Raw genomic sequence first — 19,969 nt, 5'->3', positions numbered from 1 at the left:
CCGCCGCGGTAGCAAAATGCTTCGCGTCGTAGGCAGGCGATCTATTGATAGGGTCCGCGAGGTCGATAACGCTTAGTGCGCCCTTTTGCCAAACAAGAGAGGACAGGATGAAGGCAGTAATTCTGGCGGGCGGTCTGGGTACACGTATCAGCGAAGAGTCGCACCTTAAGCCGAAACCGATGATAGAAATTGGCGGCAAGCCAATTCTTTGGCACATCATGAAACAGTATTCGGCTCATGGTATCAACGACTTCATTATCTGCCTCGGCTACAAGGGCTATGCGATCAAGGACTTCTTCGCCAACTACTTTTTGCATACCTCCGACGTTACGTTCGATATGGTCGCCAATCGGATGGACGTGCACCAGAATTACAGTGAACCATGGCGCGTGACGCTGATTGACACCGGTGAAGAGACTCAGACCGGCGGCCGTTTACGGCGGGCTGCCGGCCATTTGGAAAACGAAGAAGCTTTTTGTTTTACCTACGGCGACGGTGTATCAGATCTGAATATTGGCGCATTGGTGGACTTTCACCTGTCCCACGGCAAGTTAGCGACCGTGACCGCAGTGCAACCGCCGGGACGTTATGGTGCTTTGGATCGCCAAGGCAATTCAGTACAGGGTTTTACCGAAAAACCCCGTGGCGATGGCGGTTGGATCAACGGTGGTTTTTTTGTGCTTTCACCCAAGGTTCTGCCGTTTATTAAAGGCGACTTAACCGCGTGGGAATCTGAACCTTTAGCCGACCTTGCGGCTGGTGGCCACTTAATGGCGTTCCAGCACGACGGTTTTTGGCAGCCGATGGATACCTTGCGCGACAAGAATCATCTTGAGGAGTTGTGGCAAAAAGGAGAGGCCCCATGGAAGCAGTGGGACTAAGCCCGCCATTCTGGCGCGGCAAGCGGGTTCTGCTGACCGGTCACACTGGTTTTAAAGGCAGCTGGTTAGCGCTGTGGTTGAAGAGCCTGGGTGCCGATGTCACCGGTTTCGCCTTGGAACCTCCGACCGAGCCGAATCTGTACACGCTTGCGCGGGTTGCCGATGGCTTGAACGATAGGCGCGGTGACTTGCGTGACTTGGGCGCTTTGCTGGAGGTGATGGCGGATGTCGAACCTGAAATCGTCTTGCACCTGGCGGCTCAACCGCTGGTGCGAGAAGGCTACCGCGACCCGTTAGGCACCTATTCCAGCAACGTGATGGGCACCCTTAATCTGCTTGAAGCGATTCGCCAGGTCGGCTGCGTCCGGGCCTGCGTGTTGGTCACCACCGATAAGGTTTACGCCAATAAAGAATGGCTGTGGCCTTACCGCGAGAACGAGCCGCTGGGTGGGCATGATCCTTACAGCAGCAGCAAAGCCTGCTGCGAGCTGTTGGCTCAATCCTATGCGGCGTCATTTTTCGCCGCTGGTCGCTATGAAGAACACGGTTTGGCGTTAGCCACCGCGCGGGCAGGCAATGTGCTTGGCGGCGGCGACTTCGCCGCTGAGCGTTTAATCCCCGACGTGTTTAAAGCATGGTCAGCCGGCGAGCCGGTCACGTTGCGTTATCCACAGGCCATCAGGCCTTGGCAACACGCGCTGGAACCTTTGGCGGGTTACCTGCAACTGGCGGCAGCGCTGTATGAAAAAGGTCCGGAGTTTGCCGGGGCATGGAATTTCGGCCCGAGCGAAAGCGACATGTGCAGCGTCGGTGAAGTGGTGAATCAACTCGCCCAACGCTGGCCGCAAGCGCCAGGGCTGCGCATCGAACCCAGCGATCTGCATGAAGCCGGCCTGCTACGCCTGGACAGCAGTCGCGCTCATCAATTGTTAGCCTGGCAGCCCCGTTGGTCCCTACAACAGTGTCTAGAACACACAGTGGATTGGCACCTGGCCTGGAAAAATGGCGCAGACATGAGTGACGTGACGTTGGCCCAATTGAACTTGTATCGAGGGCTGTCGGAACAAGACCCCTCGTCTTCTGCACTGGACCCTCGGCTTGTTGGAGTTTCGCTATGAAGTGTAGAGGTTGCGCCACTCCACTGGTTTTGCCGTTGATCGATCTCGGCACCGCACCGCCGTCGAACGCTTATTTAAGTCCACAGCAGCTTGGGCAATCGGAGCAATGGGTGCCGCTCAAGGTTCAGGTGTGTCAGGCCTGTTGGCTGGTACAGACCGAGGACTACACCAGCGCTGAAACCCTGTTTGACGCCGATTATGCGTATTTCAGCTCGTTCTCCACCACTTGGTTGGCGCACGCCGACCGTTACGTCGCCGAGATGGTTGAGCGCTTTGGTTTGACCACCGACAGCCGGGTGGTGGAAATCGCCGCCAACGACGGCTACCTCCTGCAATACGTGGCTCAACGTGGCATTGCCTGCCTGGGCATCGAGCCGACGCACAGCACGGCGCAGGCAGCAAGAGAAAAAGGCCTGGAGATTCGCGAGCTGTTCTTCGGTCAGGCGGCTGCTGCGCAGTTAGTGGCAGAGGGCTGGTCCGCAGACTTGATGGCTGCCAACAACGTCTTGGCGCACGTTCCTGATATCAACGACTTTCTGAGCGGTTTTGCTCTGCTGTTGAAACCCGAAGGCGTTGCGACCTTTGAGTTTCCGCACTTGCTGACACTGATGGCTGGCGCCCAGTTCGATACGCTTTACCACGAGCACTATTCGTATTTGTCGCTGACAGCGGTGCAGCTGTTATGCGAGCGCAATGGCTTGGCGATTTTTGATATCAGTGAGCTGCCGACTCACGGCGGGTCGTTGCGGGTGTTTGTCCAACGTGCCGATGGGCCGCGCCGGACGATTGAACCGACGGTGCAACGGGTGCTGGCTGTCGAGCTGGCTGCCGGAATGAAAACCCCGGAGTTTTATTCCACGCTGGCACCCGCTGCCGAGCGGATCAAACATGGCCTGTTGCGGTTCTTGCTTCAGGCCAAAGCCGACGGCAAACGCGTCGTGGGCTACGGCGCTGCGGCGAAGGGCAACACGTTGCTCAACTACGCCGGGGTCAAGCCTGATTTGTTGGCATGGGTGGCGGATGCCAATCCCCACAAGCAGGGGAAATTTTTGCCTGGCAGTCGGATTCCGGTCGTGGCGCCTGAGCGGCTGGCCATTGAAAAGCCGGATTACGTGTTGGTCCTGCCTTGGAATCTATTGAATGAAGTCAGTGAGCAGCAAGCGCAAGTGCGTGAGTGGGGCGGGCAGTTTGTCATTGCGGTGCCCAAGTTGGTCATGCTGTGACGGGGGCGTCGGCCAGCTGGCCCCTGATCCATTGCACACTCATTAATACAACTTCTTATGACCGTTCGCCGTTTGGGGAAAAGCATGCAAAATAATGACAGTACTGATGAGCCTTCGTCTTTGGCCGAGCGGCTGACGCTGGTGATTATGACCCATAATCGTCCGGCCTTTTTGCTCAGAGCGCTGCAGTTCTATAGCGATTTTCCGTGCACCTTCCTCGTGCTTGATTCTTCTCCAAATGCTGTTGAAGGTCTGACTGAGCGCTTTCCAGATGTCAATTACCAACACCTTCCGCAGTTTGCGTATACCGGCCTGCAGGGGAAGTTAGCCTACGGTCTGACCTTGGTGACCACGCCGTATATGTTGTTTGCGGCGGACGATGACTTTATTTTGCACGATGCCATTGGGCAGTCGTTGGCGTTTCTCGAAACGAACCCGGACTACGGTGTTTGTTACGGATACAGTTTGATGTACTTGGCACACAGCAACTTTGTGCAGTACTACCGTCGCGATAAAAAGGTCCAGGAAGATTACGCGTCTGATCACCCGGAGCAGCGGGTTCGGGACTTCTTTAGCCAATTTATTCCACCGTTCTATTCGGTAGCCCGAACCGAGTTGCTGCGCCAGTGGTTTGAGGCTGCGCCGCTAGACATCATCGTGGAGTGGGGTGAAATCGGCCACGCTTACTATCTTTTAGTCTCGTCAAAAGTTCGTATTCTTCCGATTCCTTACAGTGTTCGAGAGCTGAACTACATTACGTCAGACCACAACACTGAAGTGACGACGGTGCTGGGTCCTAGAGACGCCAAGGGCGAACAGGATCGCGAAGACAAGGCGGAATTTTTCGCCAGTCTGTCTACGACGATTACTGACCTCGATCAGGCGCAGATCAAGCAATCAGTGCTGGACAGTTTTCACGAGATGCTGGACGGCTTGTGCAAAGGGACTGCCTTGACCATGGAGCCTATCTTTATGTCCAGCTGGACCAGTCCGCTCAGTGGGCCGTCCCGGCAGTTCGGTCCGATGCAGTACGTCGAATTGCCGTTCTACAACCAGGCTTTTTTCGACCAACTGACGCAGATTGAGTTTTTGCTTCACGCCATGCCCGCTGGCCGCGTGCAGCTTGAGGAACTCGAAGGTGTCTGGGCATTGCAGCAGGAAGCGTCACTGGAGCACGACACCGATAGCATCAAAACTATTACCGGGCGTTTGTGGCCGGCGATGGACCGTAGTCCATTCAACAAGCAGGTCGTTGAAAGCCTTTCGCATAATCTCCAGCTACTGGATGAGCCCGGAGAATCTGGAGCGTTGGTTGATTGGTTAAAGCGACTGGACGCGGTGTCGGTTCAGAATCGCAACACTCAACTCGCTAAAATGCCTTCCGGTCGCCTGATTAACTGGCTGGAGGCGCGTGCGCCCAGTGCGGATCAAGGCACGTTAATTACTAAACACCTTGATGCGCATCACGGTGGTCCTCAAGTTTGTATATTGCTGTTGAATGCAAACAACGACAACAGAAAATTACAGATAACCCTCGACAGTTTGATGGAAAGTCAGTTTAGAGCGTTCAAGGTCGTGGTGTTTACGAATGGCATGCCTGCGACCACCACCACGGCTCAGGACATGCTGCATTTTGTTAAGATCACCCATGAAAACTGTATCGATAAACTTAACCAAGTGGCACGGCAAACATCCTGTGATTGGATACTACTGGCCAATGGCGGCGATCAGTTCACCGCCAGCGGATTATTGCGCGCCAGTGTCGAGTTGTTAGCAGCGCCTGATTGCCGTGCGGTATTTGCTGACGAAGTACAACGATTGCCGAGTGGGTCGCTGATCGATGTGTTCCGTCCGGATTTCAACTTGGATCTGTTGCAAAGTTTCCCCGCCTTAATGTCGCGCCATTGGTTGATCCGCAAGGACGTGTTTGTCGACGCTGGTGGTTATTCCGCAGACTTCGACAGTGCATTGGATTTCGAATTGCTGCTGCGCATTATCGAGCGCGGTGGAGTGAGTTGGTTGGCCCACCTTGACGAGCCGTTGCTCATTTGCGAGCAGCCGTGGATCGGTGAAAATGGCCATGAAAGCCTGGCGTTAAACCGGCATCTCACCGGCCGCGGCTACAAGGCCCACGTGAGTTCGGCAGTGCCGGGCACCTATCAAATCGACTATCGTCACCGCGAGCAACCTCTGGTGTCGATCATCGTCCACAGCCACAACAATCTTGAGTGTCTCAAACGTTGCCTGACCCATGTTCTGTTGAAAACCCGCCACCGGTTCTACGAAGTGCTGATCGTCGACGACCAGAGCACCGATGACGAAACGATCAGTTGGTTGGCTCTTCAGGATGTCGCCGGCAGTCGAGTAAGGGTGCTGCGCAACGAACAAGCCCTGAATGCGTCAGCGTTGCTCAACGACGCGTGCCGTCAGGCTAACGGCGAGTACCTGGTGTTGCTCTCGGACGAGGCTGAGGTGGTGAGTCCGAACTGGATCGAGCTGCTGCTTAACCAGGCTCAGCGCCCTGAAGTCGGGGTCGTCGGCGCCAAGCTGATTGAAAGTGACGGAAAAATCACTCAAGCCGGTCTGATTCTAGGCCTGAACGGCGGCGTCGGTTCGGCGTTTGTGGGTGAAAAGAAAGACGCCAAAGGCTACTTGCACCGCTTGGTCGTGGAACAAAGCTACTCCGCTGTTTCCGCCAACTGTTTGATGGTTCGCAAAGAACTGTTCGACGCGGTCGGTGGGCTGGATGAAACCGATTTTAGCGAAGCCTACAGTGACGTCGATGTGTGCTTGAAAATCGGACAAGCCGGTTACTTGATCGTTTGGACGCCGCAGGTCGAAATCATTCATCCGGGTACGACGCCGACGTCTGAGGGCGCACTGGAAAAATTGCGCGATAAGTGGAGCAGTCAGTTTGCCCACGACCCAGCCTACAACAGCAGCCTGTCTCTGACAGGCAAGGGGTTTACCCTCGGCGACGCGTCCAGTGTCGACTGGGCGGCGTTGCTGGTTTAAGTCAGGTACGGGCAGAAGGACTCACAGCATGTTCAACGGCAAATCGATTTTTATCTCAGGCGGCACGGGTTCATTCGGCCGTAATTTCATTCGCCGCTTGCTAGAGCAGTATCAGCCCAAGCGCGTCGTGGTGTTTTCACGCGACGAGCTCAAGCAGTACGAAATGCAGCAAACGTTCAATGCACCGTGCATGCGTTATTTTCTTGGCGATGTGCGCGATGCCGAGCGTTTGCGGGTGGCAATGCGAGGGATCGATTACGTGGTACATGCCGCGGCCCTTAAGCAGGTACCAGCGGCGGAATACAATCCGACGGAGTTCATCCGAACCAACGTCAATGGCGCGGAAAATATTATTGCCGCCGCCATTGATAACGGGGTGAAACGGGTGATTGCCTTGTCCACGGACAAGGCCGCCAGCCCGATCAATTTGTATGGCGCAACCAAGTTGCTGTCAGACAAATTGTTCGTCGCGGCGAACAATATTGCCGGCGACCAATCGACGCGTTTCTCGGTGGTGCGTTATGGCAACGTGGCGGGTTCCCGAGGCTCAGTGGTGACGTTTTTCAGCAAGCTGATCAGCGAAGGTGCGCGGGAACTGCCGATCACTGATGTCCGGATGACACGCTTCTGGATCACCCTCGATCATGGTGTGCAATTTGTACTCGACAGCTTTGCCCGGATGCACGGCGGCGAAGTGTTTGTGCCGAAAATTCCCTCGATACGGGTGGTGGATTTGGCCAAAGGCATGGCAGCGCATTTGCCGCACACGATTGTCGGTATCCGTCCCGGTGAAAAGCTTCATGAACTGATGGTGCCGTTGGACGACGCGCGCATGACCATAGAGTTCAAGGATCACTACACCATTCAACCGTCGATTCGCTTCACCAGCGTCGATGTCGATTTTGCCATCGACGGTGTGGGCGAGCAGGGTGTGGCGGTGGATGAAGATTTTGAATACCGTTCCGACATCAACCCCGAATTTGTGAGTGTGGGGCAGATTTCAGCCCTGCACGAAGAGTCACCTCCCCAGCTGCCGGTCGAGCTACCGGCATGAGCACCTTTTCGATTCCTTATGGGCGACAGAACATCGACCAAACGGACATCGACGCCGTAGTGGCGGTTCTTAAATCGCCGTGGCTGACTCAAGGCCCGACCATTGAACGCTTTGAAGCGGCAATGGCCGAGCGCTGCGAGGCTGATTTTGCGGTGGCGGTGTGCAATGCCACCGCAGCGCTGCACATTGCGTGTCTGGCTGCGGGGTTGAGCGAGGGCGATTGGTTATGGACCACGCCCAATACCTTTGTGGCCTCCGCCAACTGCGGACGCTATTGCGGCGCCAAGGTCGATTTTGTCGACATCGACCCGCTGACCTGGAACCTCGATGCGGATGTGCTGGCGAAAAAGCTCATCGCTGCCGAGGCCGCTGGGACATTGCCCAAGGTAGTGGTGGCGGTCGCCTTTTCCGGCCAAAGCTGTGACCTGCGCGCGATGGCGGCACTGGCTGAGCGTTATGGATTTACGTTAATTGAAGACGCATCCCATGCCGTCGGCGCGACGTACCTTGGGCGTCCTGTAGGCTGTGGCGCGTACGCGGCGATGACCATTTTCAGCTTTCATCCGGTGAAAATCATTACCTCGGGCGAAGGCGGCATGGTCCTGACTAATCGACCGGAATTGGCCGAGCGTTTACGTCGGTTGCGCAGCCATGGGATTACCGCAGACCCAGCACAGATGTCGGTGCCGAGCGAAGGGCTTTGGTATTACCAACAAGTCGAGCTGGGGTTCAACTATCGAATGACGGACTTGCACGCCGCGCTGGGGCTGTCGCAAATAGCCCGGATCGAGGGTTTTATTGCGCGGCGGCGTCAGTTGGCGGCTCGTTACGAGCGACTGTTGGCCGGGCTTCCTATGCAATTACCAAGCTCACAATCCGGCGCTGAATCAGCGTGGCATCTCTATGTGGTGCGGGTACATTTTGATCGGCTTACACTCAGCCAGCGAGAGCTGTTCGACGCTATGCGGGCGGCGGGTATCGGCGTGAACTTGCATTACATTCCAGTGCATTTGCAGCCTTATTACCAAGGCTTAGGCTTTGGCGAGGGTGATTTTCCGGTGGCCGAAGGTTATTTCGGTGAAGCAGTCAGCTTGCCGCTGTTCCCTGATCTGACCGATGAGCAACAAGACTATGTAATCGAGCAGCTGCGCCGCCTTTTGGCCTAAGCGTTGTGCGATTAGTTGATGAGAATGATCGATGCGTGACTTGAGTGAGCAAGAACAGTTCTGGCAGGGCAACTTCGGTGATCAGTACGTGAGGCGCAATCAAGGCCAGCCGCTGACCGCTGCCAACCTGGCGTTATTCGCCAAGGCGCTGGCGCGCACTTTGCGGCTCGACAGCCTGTTAGAACTGGGCACCAACACGGGCAATAACCTGCAGGCGCTGCATCAATTATTTCCGAGCTGCGAGTTGCATGGCGTCGAGATCAACGCACACGCTCACGTCTGCGCTCAAGCGCTGGGTATTGGTGATGTCTGGCACGGTTCGTTGTTCGACTATCCCCATGACCGAACCTTCGACCTGACGCTGAGCAAAGGCGTGCTGATTCACTTGGCGCCCGAGTTACTACCCACGGCCTACGCGCAACTGCACGGCCTAAGCCAGCGCTACATTTTAATCTGCGAGTACTACAACCCGGTGCCGGTAGAAGTGGCCTATCGCGGCAATAGCGGCAAGTTGTTCAAGCGTGATTTCGCCGGTGAAATGCTTGACAGTTACCCAGATCTGCAACTGCTGGATTACGGCTTCAGTTACCACCGCGATCCGCAATTTCCCACGGACGACATCAACTGGTTTCTGCTGGAAAAACGCCTATGACAGCGGTGGCGATAATCCCGGCCCGGGGCGGCAGCAAACGGATTGCGCGCAAGAATCTTAAGCTGTTTAACGGTCAGCCGATGATCGTTTGGTCAATACGCGCTGCGCTTAAATGCGGGTTGTTCGATCAGGTTGTGGTTAGCACCGACGACGAAGAGATTGCCGCAGTCGCTAGGGGGCACGGTGCGAAGGTGCCGTTCATGCGCCCGGCACGTCTGGCTGATGATTTCACGGGCACGGCAGCGGTTATTGTTCATTCGCTGACGACGCTCCAGGAACAAGGCCAGCGCTTCGAGTATGCGTGCTGCATTTATGCCACCGCGCCGTTACTGCAAGCCCGCTACCTGGCTGAAGGATTGACCCTCCTGAAGCAGCACCCCGACAAATCCTATGCTTTCTCGGTCTGCGGTTTTGGTTTCGCTGTGCAGCGGGCCTTGGGGTTGACCGAGGAGGGCGCCTTGCAATCGATGTATCCGCAATTCCGGGAAACCCGCTCGCAAGATTTGCCCGTGGCCTATCAAGACGCCGGGCAATTTTATTGGGGGCACAGCGAGGCGTGGCTGCGTGGTGATGTGTTGTTTTCCGAGCAAAGTCTGCCGGTTATCCTGCCTCGGCATTTGGTTCAGGACATCGACAACGAAGAAGACTGGACTCGGGCTGAATACCTTTACGCCGCCTTGCTTGCGGGCGGGGAGCTGGAGCCGTGAACGTCCTGATTCGAGCCGACGCGTCCCATGCCATTGGCAGCGGCCATATTGCGCGCTGCCTGACCCTGGCAACGGTGTTGCGCGACAGCGGTGCGCAGGTGAGCTTTGCCTGTCGTTTACTGCCGGGGCATTTGCTTGACCGGTTAACGGCTCAAGGTTGGCGCACCTATGCCTTGCCAGCGGCGTATGCCGAAACGTCCGATGCCGGACAAGACATTGAAGCTGCATTGCCCTGGCAGGCCGATATTGCAGCGCTGCAACAGGTGTTGCCAGTGGATGAGTGCTTCGATTGGATCATCGTCGATCATTACGGCCTGGACCATCAGTGGCAGACCGCAGCGCGGCAATGGGGATTAAAAATTGCGGCCATCGATGACTTGGCCAATCGCCGTCACGCTACGGATTTACTGCTCGACCAGAATTTCAGCGGCACACCCGAGGCGTACGATCCCTGGACTACCCCCGCATGCCGATGCTTATTGGGTCCACGCTTTGCGATGATTCGTGACGAGTTCAAGCGCCCCCCGGTACCGATTCGGCCGCAGGCAAAACGGATTCTGGTGAATTTCGGTGGCTTCGATGCGGCGGGTGAGACGTGGAAAGCCATGTTGGCGCTTGTCGACTTTCATGAGCTGGAGGTTGATTTCATCGCAGGCACCGGCAACCCAAAAGGGTCCTCTATGCAGGCCATGGCCAGTACGCGTCCGACCTGGCGCTTACAGACCCATACCGAGCACTTTGCTGAACTAATGGCGCACGCGGATCTGTTTATTGGTGCGGGCGGCGGCACCAGTTGGGAGCGAGCGGCTTTAGGGCTGCCGACTATCTGTATTGCGGTGGCGGCCAATCAACAGGCCAACGCCCAAGCTATGGCCGCCGTCGGCGCACACTTGTATCTGGGGCCGTGTGAAAGCGTTTCGGTCGAGCTGCTGCGCGACGCCATTGGTGTGCTAGTGACGAATCACGGCTTACGCCAGAGCTTTGCCGAGCGCTCGCGTCAGATGGTTGATGGCCAAGGCGCAAGGCGTGTCGCGGTGGCACTGGAGGGTGAGTTTTTGCAGGTGCGTTTGGCAACCATGGCCGATGCACGTTTACTGTTTGACGGACGCAACGCGCAGCCTGTTCGCCAACGCTCGGGGCACTCTCAATTAATCGACTGGCACAAACATCTCGCTTGGCTGGCGGCCACGCTCAGTAATGTTCAGCGAGTATTGTTGATCGCCGAAGCGCGCGACGGGCCGGTAGGGGTTTTACGTTACGATCTCACTGGCGAGCGAGCCGAGGTCTCGGTCTATCTGCTCGACGGCCGCTTTGGGCTCGGTTGGGGCCGGGCGCTGTTGCTAAAGGGTGAACACTTCGCTCGGTGTCATTGGCCTCAATTACAGGCTATTGAGGCTCGGGTACTGCCCGCCAATCAAGCGTCAATCCGTCTGTTTCGAGAGGCTGGGTACGCCCAAGCCGATTGCCGCTTCGAGCGCGTTTTAAAGGATCATTCAGATGACTAGCATCAAGATTGGCCAACGCTCGATTGGTGCTGGATCGGTACCGTTTATCATTGCCGAGATGAGCGGTAACCATAACCAGTCGTTGGAGGTTGCACTGCAAATCGTTGAGGCGGCGGCAAAAGCCGGTGCTCACGCCCTGAAACTGCAAACCTACACCGCCGACACCATGACCCTGAACCTTGATCACGGCGAGTTTTTCATCAAAGACCCGGACAGTCTGTGGGCGGGCTCATCGTTGTATACGCTGTACGAAAAAGCCCATACGCCCTGGGAATGGCACGCGCCGATTTTCGCCCGGGCCAAAGCGCTGGGCATGCTGGCGTTCTCGACGCCCTTCGATGAAAGTGCAGTGGACTTCCTGGAAAGCCTGGAGGTTCCGGCCTACAAAATCGCCAGTTTTGAAAACACCGATTTGCCGTTGATTCGTCGTGTAGCCGCCACCGGCAAACCGATGATCATGTCCACCGGCATGGCCAGCGTTGCCGAGTTGGACGAAAGCGTCCGTGCTGCCCGTGCGGCCGGGTGCAAAGACTTGATCCTGCTCAAATGCACCAGCACTTACCCCGCTTCGCCAGTGAACAGCCACCTGCGGACGATTCCACACTTGCGCGAACTGTTCGGTTGCGAAGTGGGGCTGTCCGATCACTCCATGGGCGTTGGCGTTTCTGTTGCGGCCGTGGCGCTCGGGGCAACGGTGATTGAAAAACACTTTACTCTGGATCGCTCTGCGGGCGGGGTAGACGCAAGTTTCTCATTGGAACCGGCGGAGTTGGCGAGCCTGGTGGTTGAAACCAAGCGTGCCTGGCAAGCCATGGGGCAGGTGCATTACGGCGTGACGGAGGCCGAGCGTAAGTCGCTGGTTTATCGTCGGTCGTTGTATGTCACCCAAGACATGGAGGCGGGTGAATTGTTCAGCGCCGACAATCTGCGGGCCATCCGCCCCGGCCTCGGATTAGCGCCCAAACACAGCGACGCGGTCATCGGTCGGCGTGCCAAACATGGGTTGAAACGGGGTACGCCCTTGGACTGGTCGATGGTCGAATAACGGCATTTGTCGATCATTCGGCAAAATAGCGTGACCTGTGAGTCATAACGCGCATCTTCACTGTATTGTATTGACCGGGGATGATGGCGCCTGGCTCTTCTAAAGGTCCAGTGGTAGCCCTTTACTCTCTCTCGTTGTCGCGCCTTGAGACGACATAATTTCTGATTGAAAGCACCCTTGACATTCGCGAGTGGTGGTATTCAGCAGCTCATGATTGGGAAGCCATAATGATTGGCATAAAAAGCATAGCGAGTTACGTGCCCGTAGCTGGCGTCGATAACTACGCACAAGGTGCCAAGTTCGATAAGAACGAAGACTTCATCCTCGGCAAGATCGGCTCTGCCTTCCTGCCGCGCAAAGACGCCGAGCAAGAAACATCGGACCTGTGTGTGGAAGCGGTGAATGCGTTGTTTGCGAACAACCCGGATCTCAAGCGCGAATCCATTGATGTACTGATCGTCGTCACCCAGAACGGTGACGAAGAAGGCCTGCCTCACACGGCGGCCATCGTTCAGGACAAGCTGGGGTTGCCCACCACCGTCGCCGCCTTCGATATTTCCCTCGGCTGCTCGGGTTACGTCTACGGCATCTACGCGATCAAAGGCTTCATGGAGGCCACGGGCATGAAAAACGGCCTGCTGGTGACCGCTGACCCGTATTCGAAAATTGTCGACCCGCAAGACCGCAACACCACCATGCTGTTCGGTGACGCGGCCACCGCGACCTGGATAGGCGAAGACGCGGCTTGGCAGTTGGGCAAGGCCAAGTTTGGTACCGACGGCTCGGGTGCACCGCATCTGAAAGTCAGCAATGGCGTGTTTTTCATGAACGGCCGTCAAGTGTTCAATTTCGCGTTAGTGAAAGTCCCTGCGCATTTGCATGAGCTGCTCGACGAGTCAGGCCTGACAGGCAACGACATTGACGCTTACTGCATTCACCAAGGCAGTGCGGCCATTGTCGATGCCGTGGCACGGCGCTTCGAAGGCGAGCCAGAAAAATTCATCAAGGACATGCTTGAGACCGGGAACACCGTGTCGTCGAGTATTCCGCTGTTGCTAGAGAAGCATGTATTGAATTCAACCTGGAGACGCGTGGCAATCAGCGGTTTCGGGGTGGGCTTGTCGTGGGGATCGGCGATTCTCCACCGCCCGTAAGGGCAGCCGACAGCTAAGTGGCGCTTCAGGTGAGGTAACCTGAAGCGCTATTTTTTTGCGCAGGGTTTGAGCGAGGCCGCATGAGCGAATGTTTTCAGCAAAATGCCGCAGTCCTAGGTCGTCGTTGGCCGACGGTGTTGTCCCGCCTAGTAGCCGAAGAGGGTGAGGCATTGCAGATTGAGTGGGTGCAAGGGCTGGACTCAACCCTGAGAACCGGCGGCATCCAACTGACCAGTCGTCATGACCGCGACGCTGAGGCGCGGCTTCAGGCTGCCATCCTTACTGTTGAAAGTCCGCTGTTGCACGTTTATGGCACCGGCCTAGGCGATCTGCAACGGGTGTTGCTTGAGCGTCCAGCCCTTGAGCGTTTACACGTCCATATCCTCAATGGCGGGCTGTTCAAGCGGGTGCTTGAACTGCTCGACCAAACGGCATGGCTGAATGATCCTCGGGTAGCGCTTTGCTACGCGGCTGACTGCCCGGATATCCAGTTGCCGTTCTTTGCGTTGCCGGGTGAACTCGAGTTGGCGGATGGGCTAAATGCCAGAATTCGCGATCGGCTGATCAGCGAAGTGCACTTGAGCTTCAATAACCGCCATTTCGACCCGCAGGCTCCTGAGATCCTCCAGCGTTTGCAGGACAACCTTGAATGCGTGCGCGGTGATGCGGACGTCGCTGAGCTTTTCGCTACGCAGCCGGGGCGTGATGTTTACGTGATCGGCACCGGGCCAACCCTGGAATTGCACTTTGAAAAGCTCTTGGCTCTCCGTGCGCAGTCGCCCCGACCGCTCTTCATCAGTGTCGATACGGCCTATCGGCCGTTGCTGGAGCACGGCATCAAGCCGGACCTGGTGGTCACCGTCGATAAAAACATCACGCTGCGGCATCTGCCGCTAGAGGGCTCAGACGATCTGCCGCTGGTCTACGTGCCCATGAGCAACCCAAGCGTAGTGCAGGGCTGGCGAGGGAAGCGCTACACCGCCTATTCCGTCAGCCCGATCTATGCCGAACTGCGCCAACAGCTCAGCAAAGCACAACTCAATGTGGGCGGCAGCGTGATGCACCCTGCGGTGGACCTGGCGGTGAAAATGGGGGCCGCACAGATCACTTTGTTCGGTGCCGACTTCGCCTTTCCAATGAATAAAACCCATGCGGGTTGGAATGACGGTGATTTGGGCCCCGGCGCGGACCTGGCCAAACATTGGGTGCTCGATGGTCATGGGCAACGGGTCAAGACGCAGCTCAACTTCCGTGGCTACCTCGCCGTGCTGGAGCGTTACATTGCCGCACATCCTCAGGTGCGCTTTCTCAACAGCAGTAGGGCAGGTGCCATGATTGCGGGCACCACCTACGACCCGGAATTTTGCCAATGAACGCTGCACCGGAGCTGATCCTGGCAGCGCGCCAGTGCGCTGGGCTGTTTCGATTGGGACGGGATGTCGAGGCGGCGTCGGAAATGGTCGAGCTGTTCACCCGGCTGATGCCGCTGTTTTCTGAAGAGCCGGCCAAAGTGCAACAGAAATGGCTCCTTTTGCTGACAGTAATGTTGGCCCATCAGGAGAAGCGCGACGTACTGGGTATGGCGGACTATCTCGAATTTGAATTGGTTGAGTTGTTGGGGTTATGCCCATGAATTTTTGAATGGCTTGATGCGACCATCGATCAGTGTCTATCAGCTCACCTTTTCCAGCTTTACTCTCTCTTTTTTTATATTTTTTCACCCAAAAATAAATCCTTATAAAATCGGTGCTTATAACCTAAATACCCTACATACGTCGGGTATTTGTGCTTATTAATTCCAAAATAATCTTAAAAAGCACATTAAAGCCACTTGTTATTCTTCCGATAAACACTTTGTAGGTGTTCAGGGCATGCCGGATGCAGCCCGCTTTTGAACGCCAGCAATCGTTATCTGAGGAAATCACTATGGCTTTAACTATCAACACCAATACCGCTTCATTGTCGGTTCAGAACAGTCTGAGCCAGAGCTCTGATTCGGTGAACACCACCATGTCCCGCTTGTCTTCCGGCTTGCGCATTAATAGCGCTAAAGACGATGCAGCCGGGATGCAGATTGCCAGTCGACTAACCACGCAAATTCGAGGCATGACCGTTGCCATCCGAAACGCAGGCAACGCCATCTCTATCGCTCAAACCGCCGAAGGGGCGATGGACAAATCAGCCAGCCAGTTGCAGCGGATGCGCGAGTTAACGATTCAGTCTCAAAACGGCAATAACGGTCCCAAAGAGCGCATCGCCCTTAATGCCGAGTTCAAACAAAATCTGGAGGAACTCACCCGGGCTTCTAAGTCCGTGACCTTCGGTGGCGATTTGAACGTAATGGACGGCAGTGCGGGCACCTTGACCTTTCAAGTCGGGGCTAACGCAGGTTCTAACGAGAAGATCAGTCTCTCGCTGTCCGACGACTTTTCCTCAGAGTCATTGTTTGTGGCGGCTAAAAATGTCGCTGGGGTCCAGGAAGACGCTACTACCACCGGTTCCAAGGGCATCGTGGCGGGTGAGTACACGGCGTTTTCAATCGACGGGAAAGGCAGTCGCAAGACCACGGGCGATGATGTGCTGGAGGCCGCTGTTGCTGACAAAACCAAGGCGCTGGACCTCCTGAGGGAGGAGCTGGCCGCGTTGCCCATCCCGCCCGCGCCAGCCGTCACCCCGCCTGGCGGCACCCCCCCAGCGCCTGACCCAGCCGCCGCTGCCTATGAGGCGAAGTTAGCCGAAGTCGCAGCTGCCCAAGAGGAGAAGAACGTGGCCGACGCAGCACTAAAAGTTGACCTGGATAAGAAGAAGCCCTTAATCGACAAGGCCATTTCCGACAACCTGGATTCAACCCTTAAAGCGATCGACGCGGCGCTGCAAAAAATCAACAGCGCCCGCGCCGAGTTGGGGGCCAAGCAAAACCGCCTGACCAGCACCATCTCGAACCTGACCAACATGGTGCATAACGCGACGTTTTCTCGGGGGCAGATTCAGGATGTCGACTACGCCGCAGAAACCGCCGAACTCACTAAGCAGCAAATTCTGCAGCAAGCGTCCACAGCGATTTTGGCGCAAGCCAATCAATTGCCGGCCGCCATTCTGAAGTTGCTTCAGTAAAAAAACGTCTTCGGATATGTTTCAACCCTGGCGTCCTTTTGGGACGTCAGGCCTCACAGATTGGAAATTGATGGTTTGAACCGGTAATGGACGACGAGGCAAATAGCGCTGCAGCCCCCGACAAGTGTAGGGATGTCAGGGTAATGGCAATATTTTTTAAAAAACCCCTCAAGGTCCGTGCTGTCTCGACGATAACCATCATGAAGGTTCTCTAGCCAACCCGGCGGTTGCCAGGGCCGGAAGCCGCATTACCCCAATCGATGAGGAATTCATTATGTTAGGCGTAAACACAAACATTGCCTCCTTGGCAGTACAGAACAACCTGAACAAAGCGTCTGACGCACTGACCTCCGCGATGACTCGTCTGTCTTCCGGCCTGAAAATCAACAGCGCTAAAGATGACGCTGCCGGCCTGCAGATTGCTAACCGTGAAACCAGCCAAATTCGTGGCCAGACTGTAGCAATTAAAAACGCTAACGACGGTATCTCGATGGCGCAGACCGCTGAAGGCGCGCTGCAAGAATCGACCAACATTCTGCAGCGTATGCGTGAATTGTCGGTTCAGTCACGAAACGACAGTAACAGCAGCTCGGACCGTGTGGCTCTGAACGCTGAATTCGGTCAAATGTCTGACGAATTGACCCGTATCGCTGCAAGCACCAGCTTGAACGGCAAGAATTTGCTGGACGGCTCAGCGGGTAACCTGATCCTGCAAGTCGGTTCTGAAACCGGCTCTGCTAACCACATTAACCTGGCCTTGGGTAACAAGTTCGACGCCGCCTCGTTGTCTGTTGCCAGCGCCTCCGTCTCTGTTTCGGGTACTTCCGATACTCAGGCTGTAGCGTCTTCAGCTTCCGTAGCATCTGCTGCATCTGCTGCATCTGCTGCTTCTTCTCCTTCTGCGGCTGCTAACGCTGGTTCTCCTTCCGTAGCATCTACTGCTACTAGTGCTTCAGTCGCTGCTGTTCCATCCTCAGCATCTACTGCTTCTTCTCCTTCATCTGCTGCAGTCGCCGGAAACGCCTCTTCTGCTTCGGTTGCGTCTGCTGCTTCTGTTGCGGGTACCGCTAGCGGCAACATCGACAACGCGATCACCGCGATCGATGCTGCACTGGCTACCATCAACAGCACACGTGCCAACCTGGGTGCTTCGCAGAACCGTCTAGCCAGCACCATCCGTAACCTGCAAAACGTAAACCAGAATGCTACCGCTGCACTGGGTCGTATTCAGGACACCGACTTCGCGGCTGAAACAGCTAACCTGACCAAGCAGCAAACACTGCAGTCTGCTTCCACTGCAGTTCTGGCTCAGGCTAACCAACTGCCTTCCGCTGTACTGAAACTGCTTCAGTAATTTCGGAATGAGTTTTGGCGGGGGAGTGCGTTTACGTGCTTTCTCGCTTTTTTAGTTTTAGGGAGGTGATGGACATGGATATGAGCGTTAAGCTGAACTCGACTTACCCCACCCCCGTGCCCGTTACTACGGCCGCTGTTAAATCTGCTGCGACGTCTGCGGTCGTCGTTACAAGGGACGCTACTGTTGCAGAAGTGCACGCAGACAAAAGCACCGACACGGAAAAATTGAAGCAGGCCGTCCAGCAGATTGAAAAATTTGTGGATGCCACCAAACGTAATCTGAAATTTTCTATCGACGAAAGGTCCGGCAAGATCGTGGTAAAAGTAATTGCCAGTGAAACCGGCGAGGTTGTCCGGCAGCTCCCTTCGGAAGAAGTGTTGAAGCTCGCAGACAGCTTGAAGAATGCGAGCAGCGTGTTGTTCAACGGCAAAGCATAAAGCTGGCATGAATTGTGTTGTTAAGTTCTGTTGACCACACAGTGGTCAAAAGACTGTCGTACGTAAAAAGAAAGGAGATCCATCTACATGGCAAGTCCAATTACTACCAGCACTGGCCTTGGTTCAGGCCTTGATATTGGCTCGATTGTGTCTGCATTGGTAGCTTCTGACACGATTGCCGATACGACGCAGATCAAATCTCAAACCGCTGATGTGACGGCTAAGCTTTCAGGCGTTAGTCAGCTGAAAAGCGCAATGGCGACCTTCCAGACCGCCCTGACCGGTCTTAGCAATCCCAGTGCTCCAGCGTTTACCGGTTTTTCTGCTACTTCATCGACCCCGGCAACTTTAACCACCAAGTCGGATAACACGGCGGTGAGTGGCAGTTACCTTATCGCTGTGCAGCAACTGGCTACTGGATCGAAAGTCGCCAGCGCATCATTTTCTGGCGGTGCATCCAGTGCCATTCCGACTGGGACTTTGAACATCAGTCAAAATGGCACTGTTTATAAAGTTACTATTCCGGATGGCTCAACGCTTCAGTCAACGCGGGATGCCATCAACTCGACCCTTAAAAGCAACGGAGTTACAGCCAACATCGTGACCGATGCCAATGGCTCTCGTCTGGTGCTGGGCTCAACCACTTCCGGCGCTGGCAGCGACCTCAGTACCAGTGGTATTGCGGGGCTGGTCATCAATGGCACTACGTTGATGGATGGCAGTTCAGGCAGTGCCGGTTATATCGGGGCAGTTGCTCAGGACGCGAAATTTACCGTTGACGGCTTGGCAGTGTCCAGCGCCACCAATACCGTAACCCCTATTAGCGGGATCAGCATGACACTGCTGGTGGGTGCAGGTGCAACTTCAACGGTAGCCGTCGCGACTAACACTTCCGGGCTGCAGACATCCCTGCAAACGTTCATCAGTGCCTACAACGCGTTGACCAAAACCATTAATACGCTGACAGCGCCTGGTGCAATTGCGGCTAACGGGACTGTGGGCGATGGTGGCGCGATGGCGAACGATCCATTGCCACGCTCGCTAATTGCCTCTCTTAGGGGCGTGTTGGTAACGCCTGGGCCGGGCAGCAAGCTGTCGGTGCTGTCGCAGCTGGGTATTCAGACTTCTCAAGCCGATGGGACGTTGAGCTTGGATACCGCCAAATTTACATCAGCGATGAACGACAAAAATCTGGGTGGTCAGGTTCAGAACCTGTTTTCCGGAACGCCCAAAGCCGATGGTACACCAGGCGTCAACGGTATGCTGACACGTATGGCCGCTGTCCTCACGCCTTACACACAACCGGGCGGTATTCTCGCTACTCGTACTACCAGTTTGAACTCTGAGCAAAGGGATCTGACTGCTCGGCAGACCGCGCTAAACACGCGCACAGCCAGCCTGACAGCTCAGTTGACCGCGAAATATAACGCGATGGATTTGATCGTTGGTCAGCTCAAAGCCACTGCAACCAGCATTACCGCATTCTTTGCCTCGCTGAACGGGACAAAAGCCTGATCGTTCGCTTTTGAAGAAAAAGCCCG

17 protein-coding genes are annotated in these 19,969 nt (G+C 55.7%); all 17 read left to right on the top strand.

Going from position 1 to position 19,969, the window contains the following annotated elements; translation table 11 throughout:
* The first annotated feature begins 107 nt into the window (after nt 1-107).
* The 17 genes from rfbF to fliD all read left to right on the top strand — a co-directional run bounded on the left by rfbF (nt 108) and on the right by fliD (nt 19,943).
* Entirely contained in the window at nt 108-881 is a 774-nt protein-coding gene (gene rfbF / locus RGW60_RS09485; protein WP_322204106.1) for a glucose-1-phosphate cytidylyltransferase, read from the top strand.
* Nucleotides 863-1,999 (top strand): CDP-glucose 4,6-dehydratase, encoded by a 1,137-nt coding sequence (rfbG, locus tag RGW60_RS09480; protein WP_322204104.1) that lies wholly within the window; start codon nt 863-865, stop codon nt 1,997-1,999. Before rfbF ends, rfbG begins: the two co-directional genes overlap by 19 nt.
* Nucleotides 1,996-3,222 (top strand): class I SAM-dependent methyltransferase, encoded by a 1,227-nt coding sequence (locus RGW60_RS09475; protein WP_322204102.1) that lies wholly within the window; start codon nt 1,996-1,998, stop codon nt 3,220-3,222. Before rfbG ends, RGW60_RS09475 begins: the two co-directional genes overlap by 4 nt.
* Nucleotides 3,223-3,306: 84 nt before the next feature.
* A complete protein-coding gene (locus tag RGW60_RS09470) occupies nt 3,307-6,237 on the top strand; it encodes a TIGR00180 family glycosyltransferase (RefSeq protein WP_322204100.1) in 2,931 nt (976 codons plus the stop codon).
* Nucleotides 6,238-6,265: 28 nt separating this feature from the next.
* Complete coding sequence (gene pseB / locus RGW60_RS09465) at nt 6,266-7,291, top strand: UDP-N-acetylglucosamine 4,6-dehydratase (inverting) (protein WP_322204098.1); 1,026 nt, start codon at nt 6,266-6,268, stop codon at nt 7,289-7,291.
* Nucleotides 7,288-8,457, top strand: a complete 1,170-nt coding sequence (pseC, locus tag RGW60_RS09460) for a UDP-4-amino-4,6-dideoxy-N-acetyl-beta-L-altrosamine transaminase (protein ID WP_322204096.1) — start codon at nt 7,288-7,290, stop codon at nt 8,455-8,457. The genes pseB and pseC overlap by 4 nt, the downstream gene beginning before the upstream one ends.
* 31 nt (nt 8,458-8,488) lie before the next feature.
* Nucleotides 8,489-9,109, top strand: coding sequence for a pseudaminic acid biosynthesis-associated methylase (locus RGW60_RS09455; protein ID WP_322204094.1), 621 nt, complete (start codon nt 8,489-8,491; stop codon nt 9,107-9,109).
* On the top strand, nt 9,106-9,816 hold the full coding sequence (pseF, locus tag RGW60_RS09450) for a pseudaminic acid cytidylyltransferase (RefSeq protein WP_322204092.1): 711 nt from the start codon (nt 9,106-9,108) through the stop codon (nt 9,814-9,816). Before RGW60_RS09455 ends, pseF begins: the two co-directional genes overlap by 4 nt.
* On the top strand, nt 9,813-11,321 hold the full coding sequence (gene pseG, locus RGW60_RS09445; protein ID WP_322204090.1) for a UDP-2,4-diacetamido-2,4,6-trideoxy-beta-L-altropyranose hydrolase: 1,509 nt from the start codon (nt 9,813-9,815) through the stop codon (nt 11,319-11,321). Before pseF ends, pseG begins: the two co-directional genes overlap by 4 nt.
* Nucleotides 11,314-12,366, top strand: coding sequence for a pseudaminic acid synthase (pseI, locus tag RGW60_RS09440; protein ID WP_322204088.1), 1,053 nt, complete (start codon nt 11,314-11,316; stop codon nt 12,364-12,366). Before pseG ends, pseI begins: the two co-directional genes overlap by 8 nt.
* A gap of 227 nt (nt 12,367-12,593) precedes the next feature.
* Nucleotides 12,594-13,520 carry a ketoacyl-ACP synthase III gene (locus tag RGW60_RS09435; protein ID WP_322204086.1) on the top strand — a complete coding sequence of 309 codons (927 nt, stop codon included), beginning with the start codon at nt 12,594-12,596 and terminating at the stop codon, nt 13,518-13,520.
* A gap of 80 nt (nt 13,521-13,600) precedes the next feature.
* Nucleotides 13,601-14,893, top strand: coding sequence for a motility associated factor glycosyltransferase family protein (locus RGW60_RS09430; RefSeq protein WP_322204084.1), 1,293 nt, complete (start codon nt 13,601-13,603; stop codon nt 14,891-14,893).
* Complete coding sequence (locus tag RGW60_RS09425; RefSeq protein ID WP_322204082.1) at nt 14,890-15,153, top strand: hypothetical protein; 264 nt, start codon at nt 14,890-14,892, stop codon at nt 15,151-15,153. Before RGW60_RS09430 ends, RGW60_RS09425 begins: the two co-directional genes overlap by 4 nt.
* A 293-nt stretch (nt 15,154-15,446) precedes the next feature.
* A complete protein-coding gene (locus RGW60_RS09420) occupies nt 15,447-16,634 on the top strand; it encodes a flagellin (RefSeq protein WP_322204080.1) in 1,188 nt (395 codons plus the stop codon).
* 271 nt (nt 16,635-16,905) lie between these two features.
* Entirely contained in the window at nt 16,906-17,988 is a 1,083-nt protein-coding gene (locus RGW60_RS09415) for a flagellin (protein ID WP_322206882.1), read from the top strand.
* A 74-nt stretch (nt 17,989-18,062) separates the two neighbouring features.
* Complete coding sequence (locus RGW60_RS09410; protein WP_322204078.1) at nt 18,063-18,428, top strand: flagellar protein FlaG; 366 nt, start codon at nt 18,063-18,065, stop codon at nt 18,426-18,428.
* An 87-nt stretch (nt 18,429-18,515) separates the two neighbouring features.
* Nucleotides 18,516-19,943: a flagellar filament capping protein FliD gene (gene fliD, locus RGW60_RS09405; protein WP_322204076.1), complete on the top strand. Its 1,428-nt coding sequence runs from the start codon at nt 18,516-18,518 to the stop codon at nt 19,941-19,943.
* The last annotated feature ends 26 nt before the right edge of the window (nt 19,944-19,969 follow it).

Source organism: Pseudomonas sp. AB6 (genome assembly GCF_034314105.1).
Classification (GTDB): domain Bacteria; phylum Pseudomonadota; class Gammaproteobacteria; order Pseudomonadales; family Pseudomonadaceae; genus Aquipseudomonas.
The sequence above is the reverse complement of the archived record's forward strand: the minus strand, read 5'-3'. Positions and strand labels throughout refer to the sequence as shown.

What these genes read in the sequence shown, in the direction of transcription:
- pseI (WP_322204088.1), top strand. Translation starts at nt 11,314, where the DNA reads ATGACTAGCATCAAGATTGGCCAACGCTCGATTGGTGCTGGATCGGTA.
- RGW60_RS09425 (WP_322204082.1), top strand. Translation starts at nt 14,890, where the DNA reads ATGAACGCTGCACCGGAGCTGATCCTGGCAGCGCGCCAGTGCGCTGGG.
- RGW60_RS09435 (WP_322204086.1), top strand. Translation starts at nt 12,594, where the DNA reads ATGATTGGCATAAAAAGCATAGCGAGTTACGTGCCCGTAGCTGGCGTC.
- RGW60_RS09430 (WP_322204084.1), top strand. Translation starts at nt 13,601, where the DNA reads ATGAGCGAATGTTTTCAGCAAAATGCCGCAGTCCTAGGTCGTCGTTGG.
- fliD (WP_322204076.1), top strand. Translation starts at nt 18,516, where the DNA reads ATGGCAAGTCCAATTACTACCAGCACTGGCCTTGGTTCAGGCCTTGAT.
- RGW60_RS09420 (WP_322204080.1), top strand. Translation starts at nt 15,447, where the DNA reads ATGGCTTTAACTATCAACACCAATACCGCTTCATTGTCGGTTCAGAAC.
- RGW60_RS09470 (WP_322204100.1), top strand. Translation starts at nt 3,307, where the DNA reads ATGCAAAATAATGACAGTACTGATGAGCCTTCGTCTTTGGCCGAGCGG.
- rfbF (WP_322204106.1), top strand. Translation starts at nt 108, where the DNA reads ATGAAGGCAGTAATTCTGGCGGGCGGTCTGGGTACACGTATCAGCGAA.
- pseF (WP_322204092.1), top strand. Translation starts at nt 9,106, where the DNA reads ATGACAGCGGTGGCGATAATCCCGGCCCGGGGCGGCAGCAAACGGATT.
- RGW60_RS09410 (WP_322204078.1), top strand. Translation starts at nt 18,063, where the DNA reads ATGGATATGAGCGTTAAGCTGAACTCGACTTACCCCACCCCCGTGCCC.
- pseC (WP_322204096.1), top strand. Translation starts at nt 7,288, where the DNA reads ATGAGCACCTTTTCGATTCCTTATGGGCGACAGAACATCGACCAAACG.
- pseB (WP_322204098.1), top strand. Translation starts at nt 6,266, where the DNA reads ATGTTCAACGGCAAATCGATTTTTATCTCAGGCGGCACGGGTTCATTC.
- RGW60_RS09455 (WP_322204094.1), top strand. Translation starts at nt 8,489, where the DNA reads ATGCGTGACTTGAGTGAGCAAGAACAGTTCTGGCAGGGCAACTTCGGT.
- rfbG (WP_322204104.1), top strand. Translation starts at nt 863, where the DNA reads ATGGAAGCAGTGGGACTAAGCCCGCCATTCTGGCGCGGCAAGCGGGTT.
- RGW60_RS09475 (WP_322204102.1), top strand. Translation starts at nt 1,996, where the DNA reads ATGAAGTGTAGAGGTTGCGCCACTCCACTGGTTTTGCCGTTGATCGAT.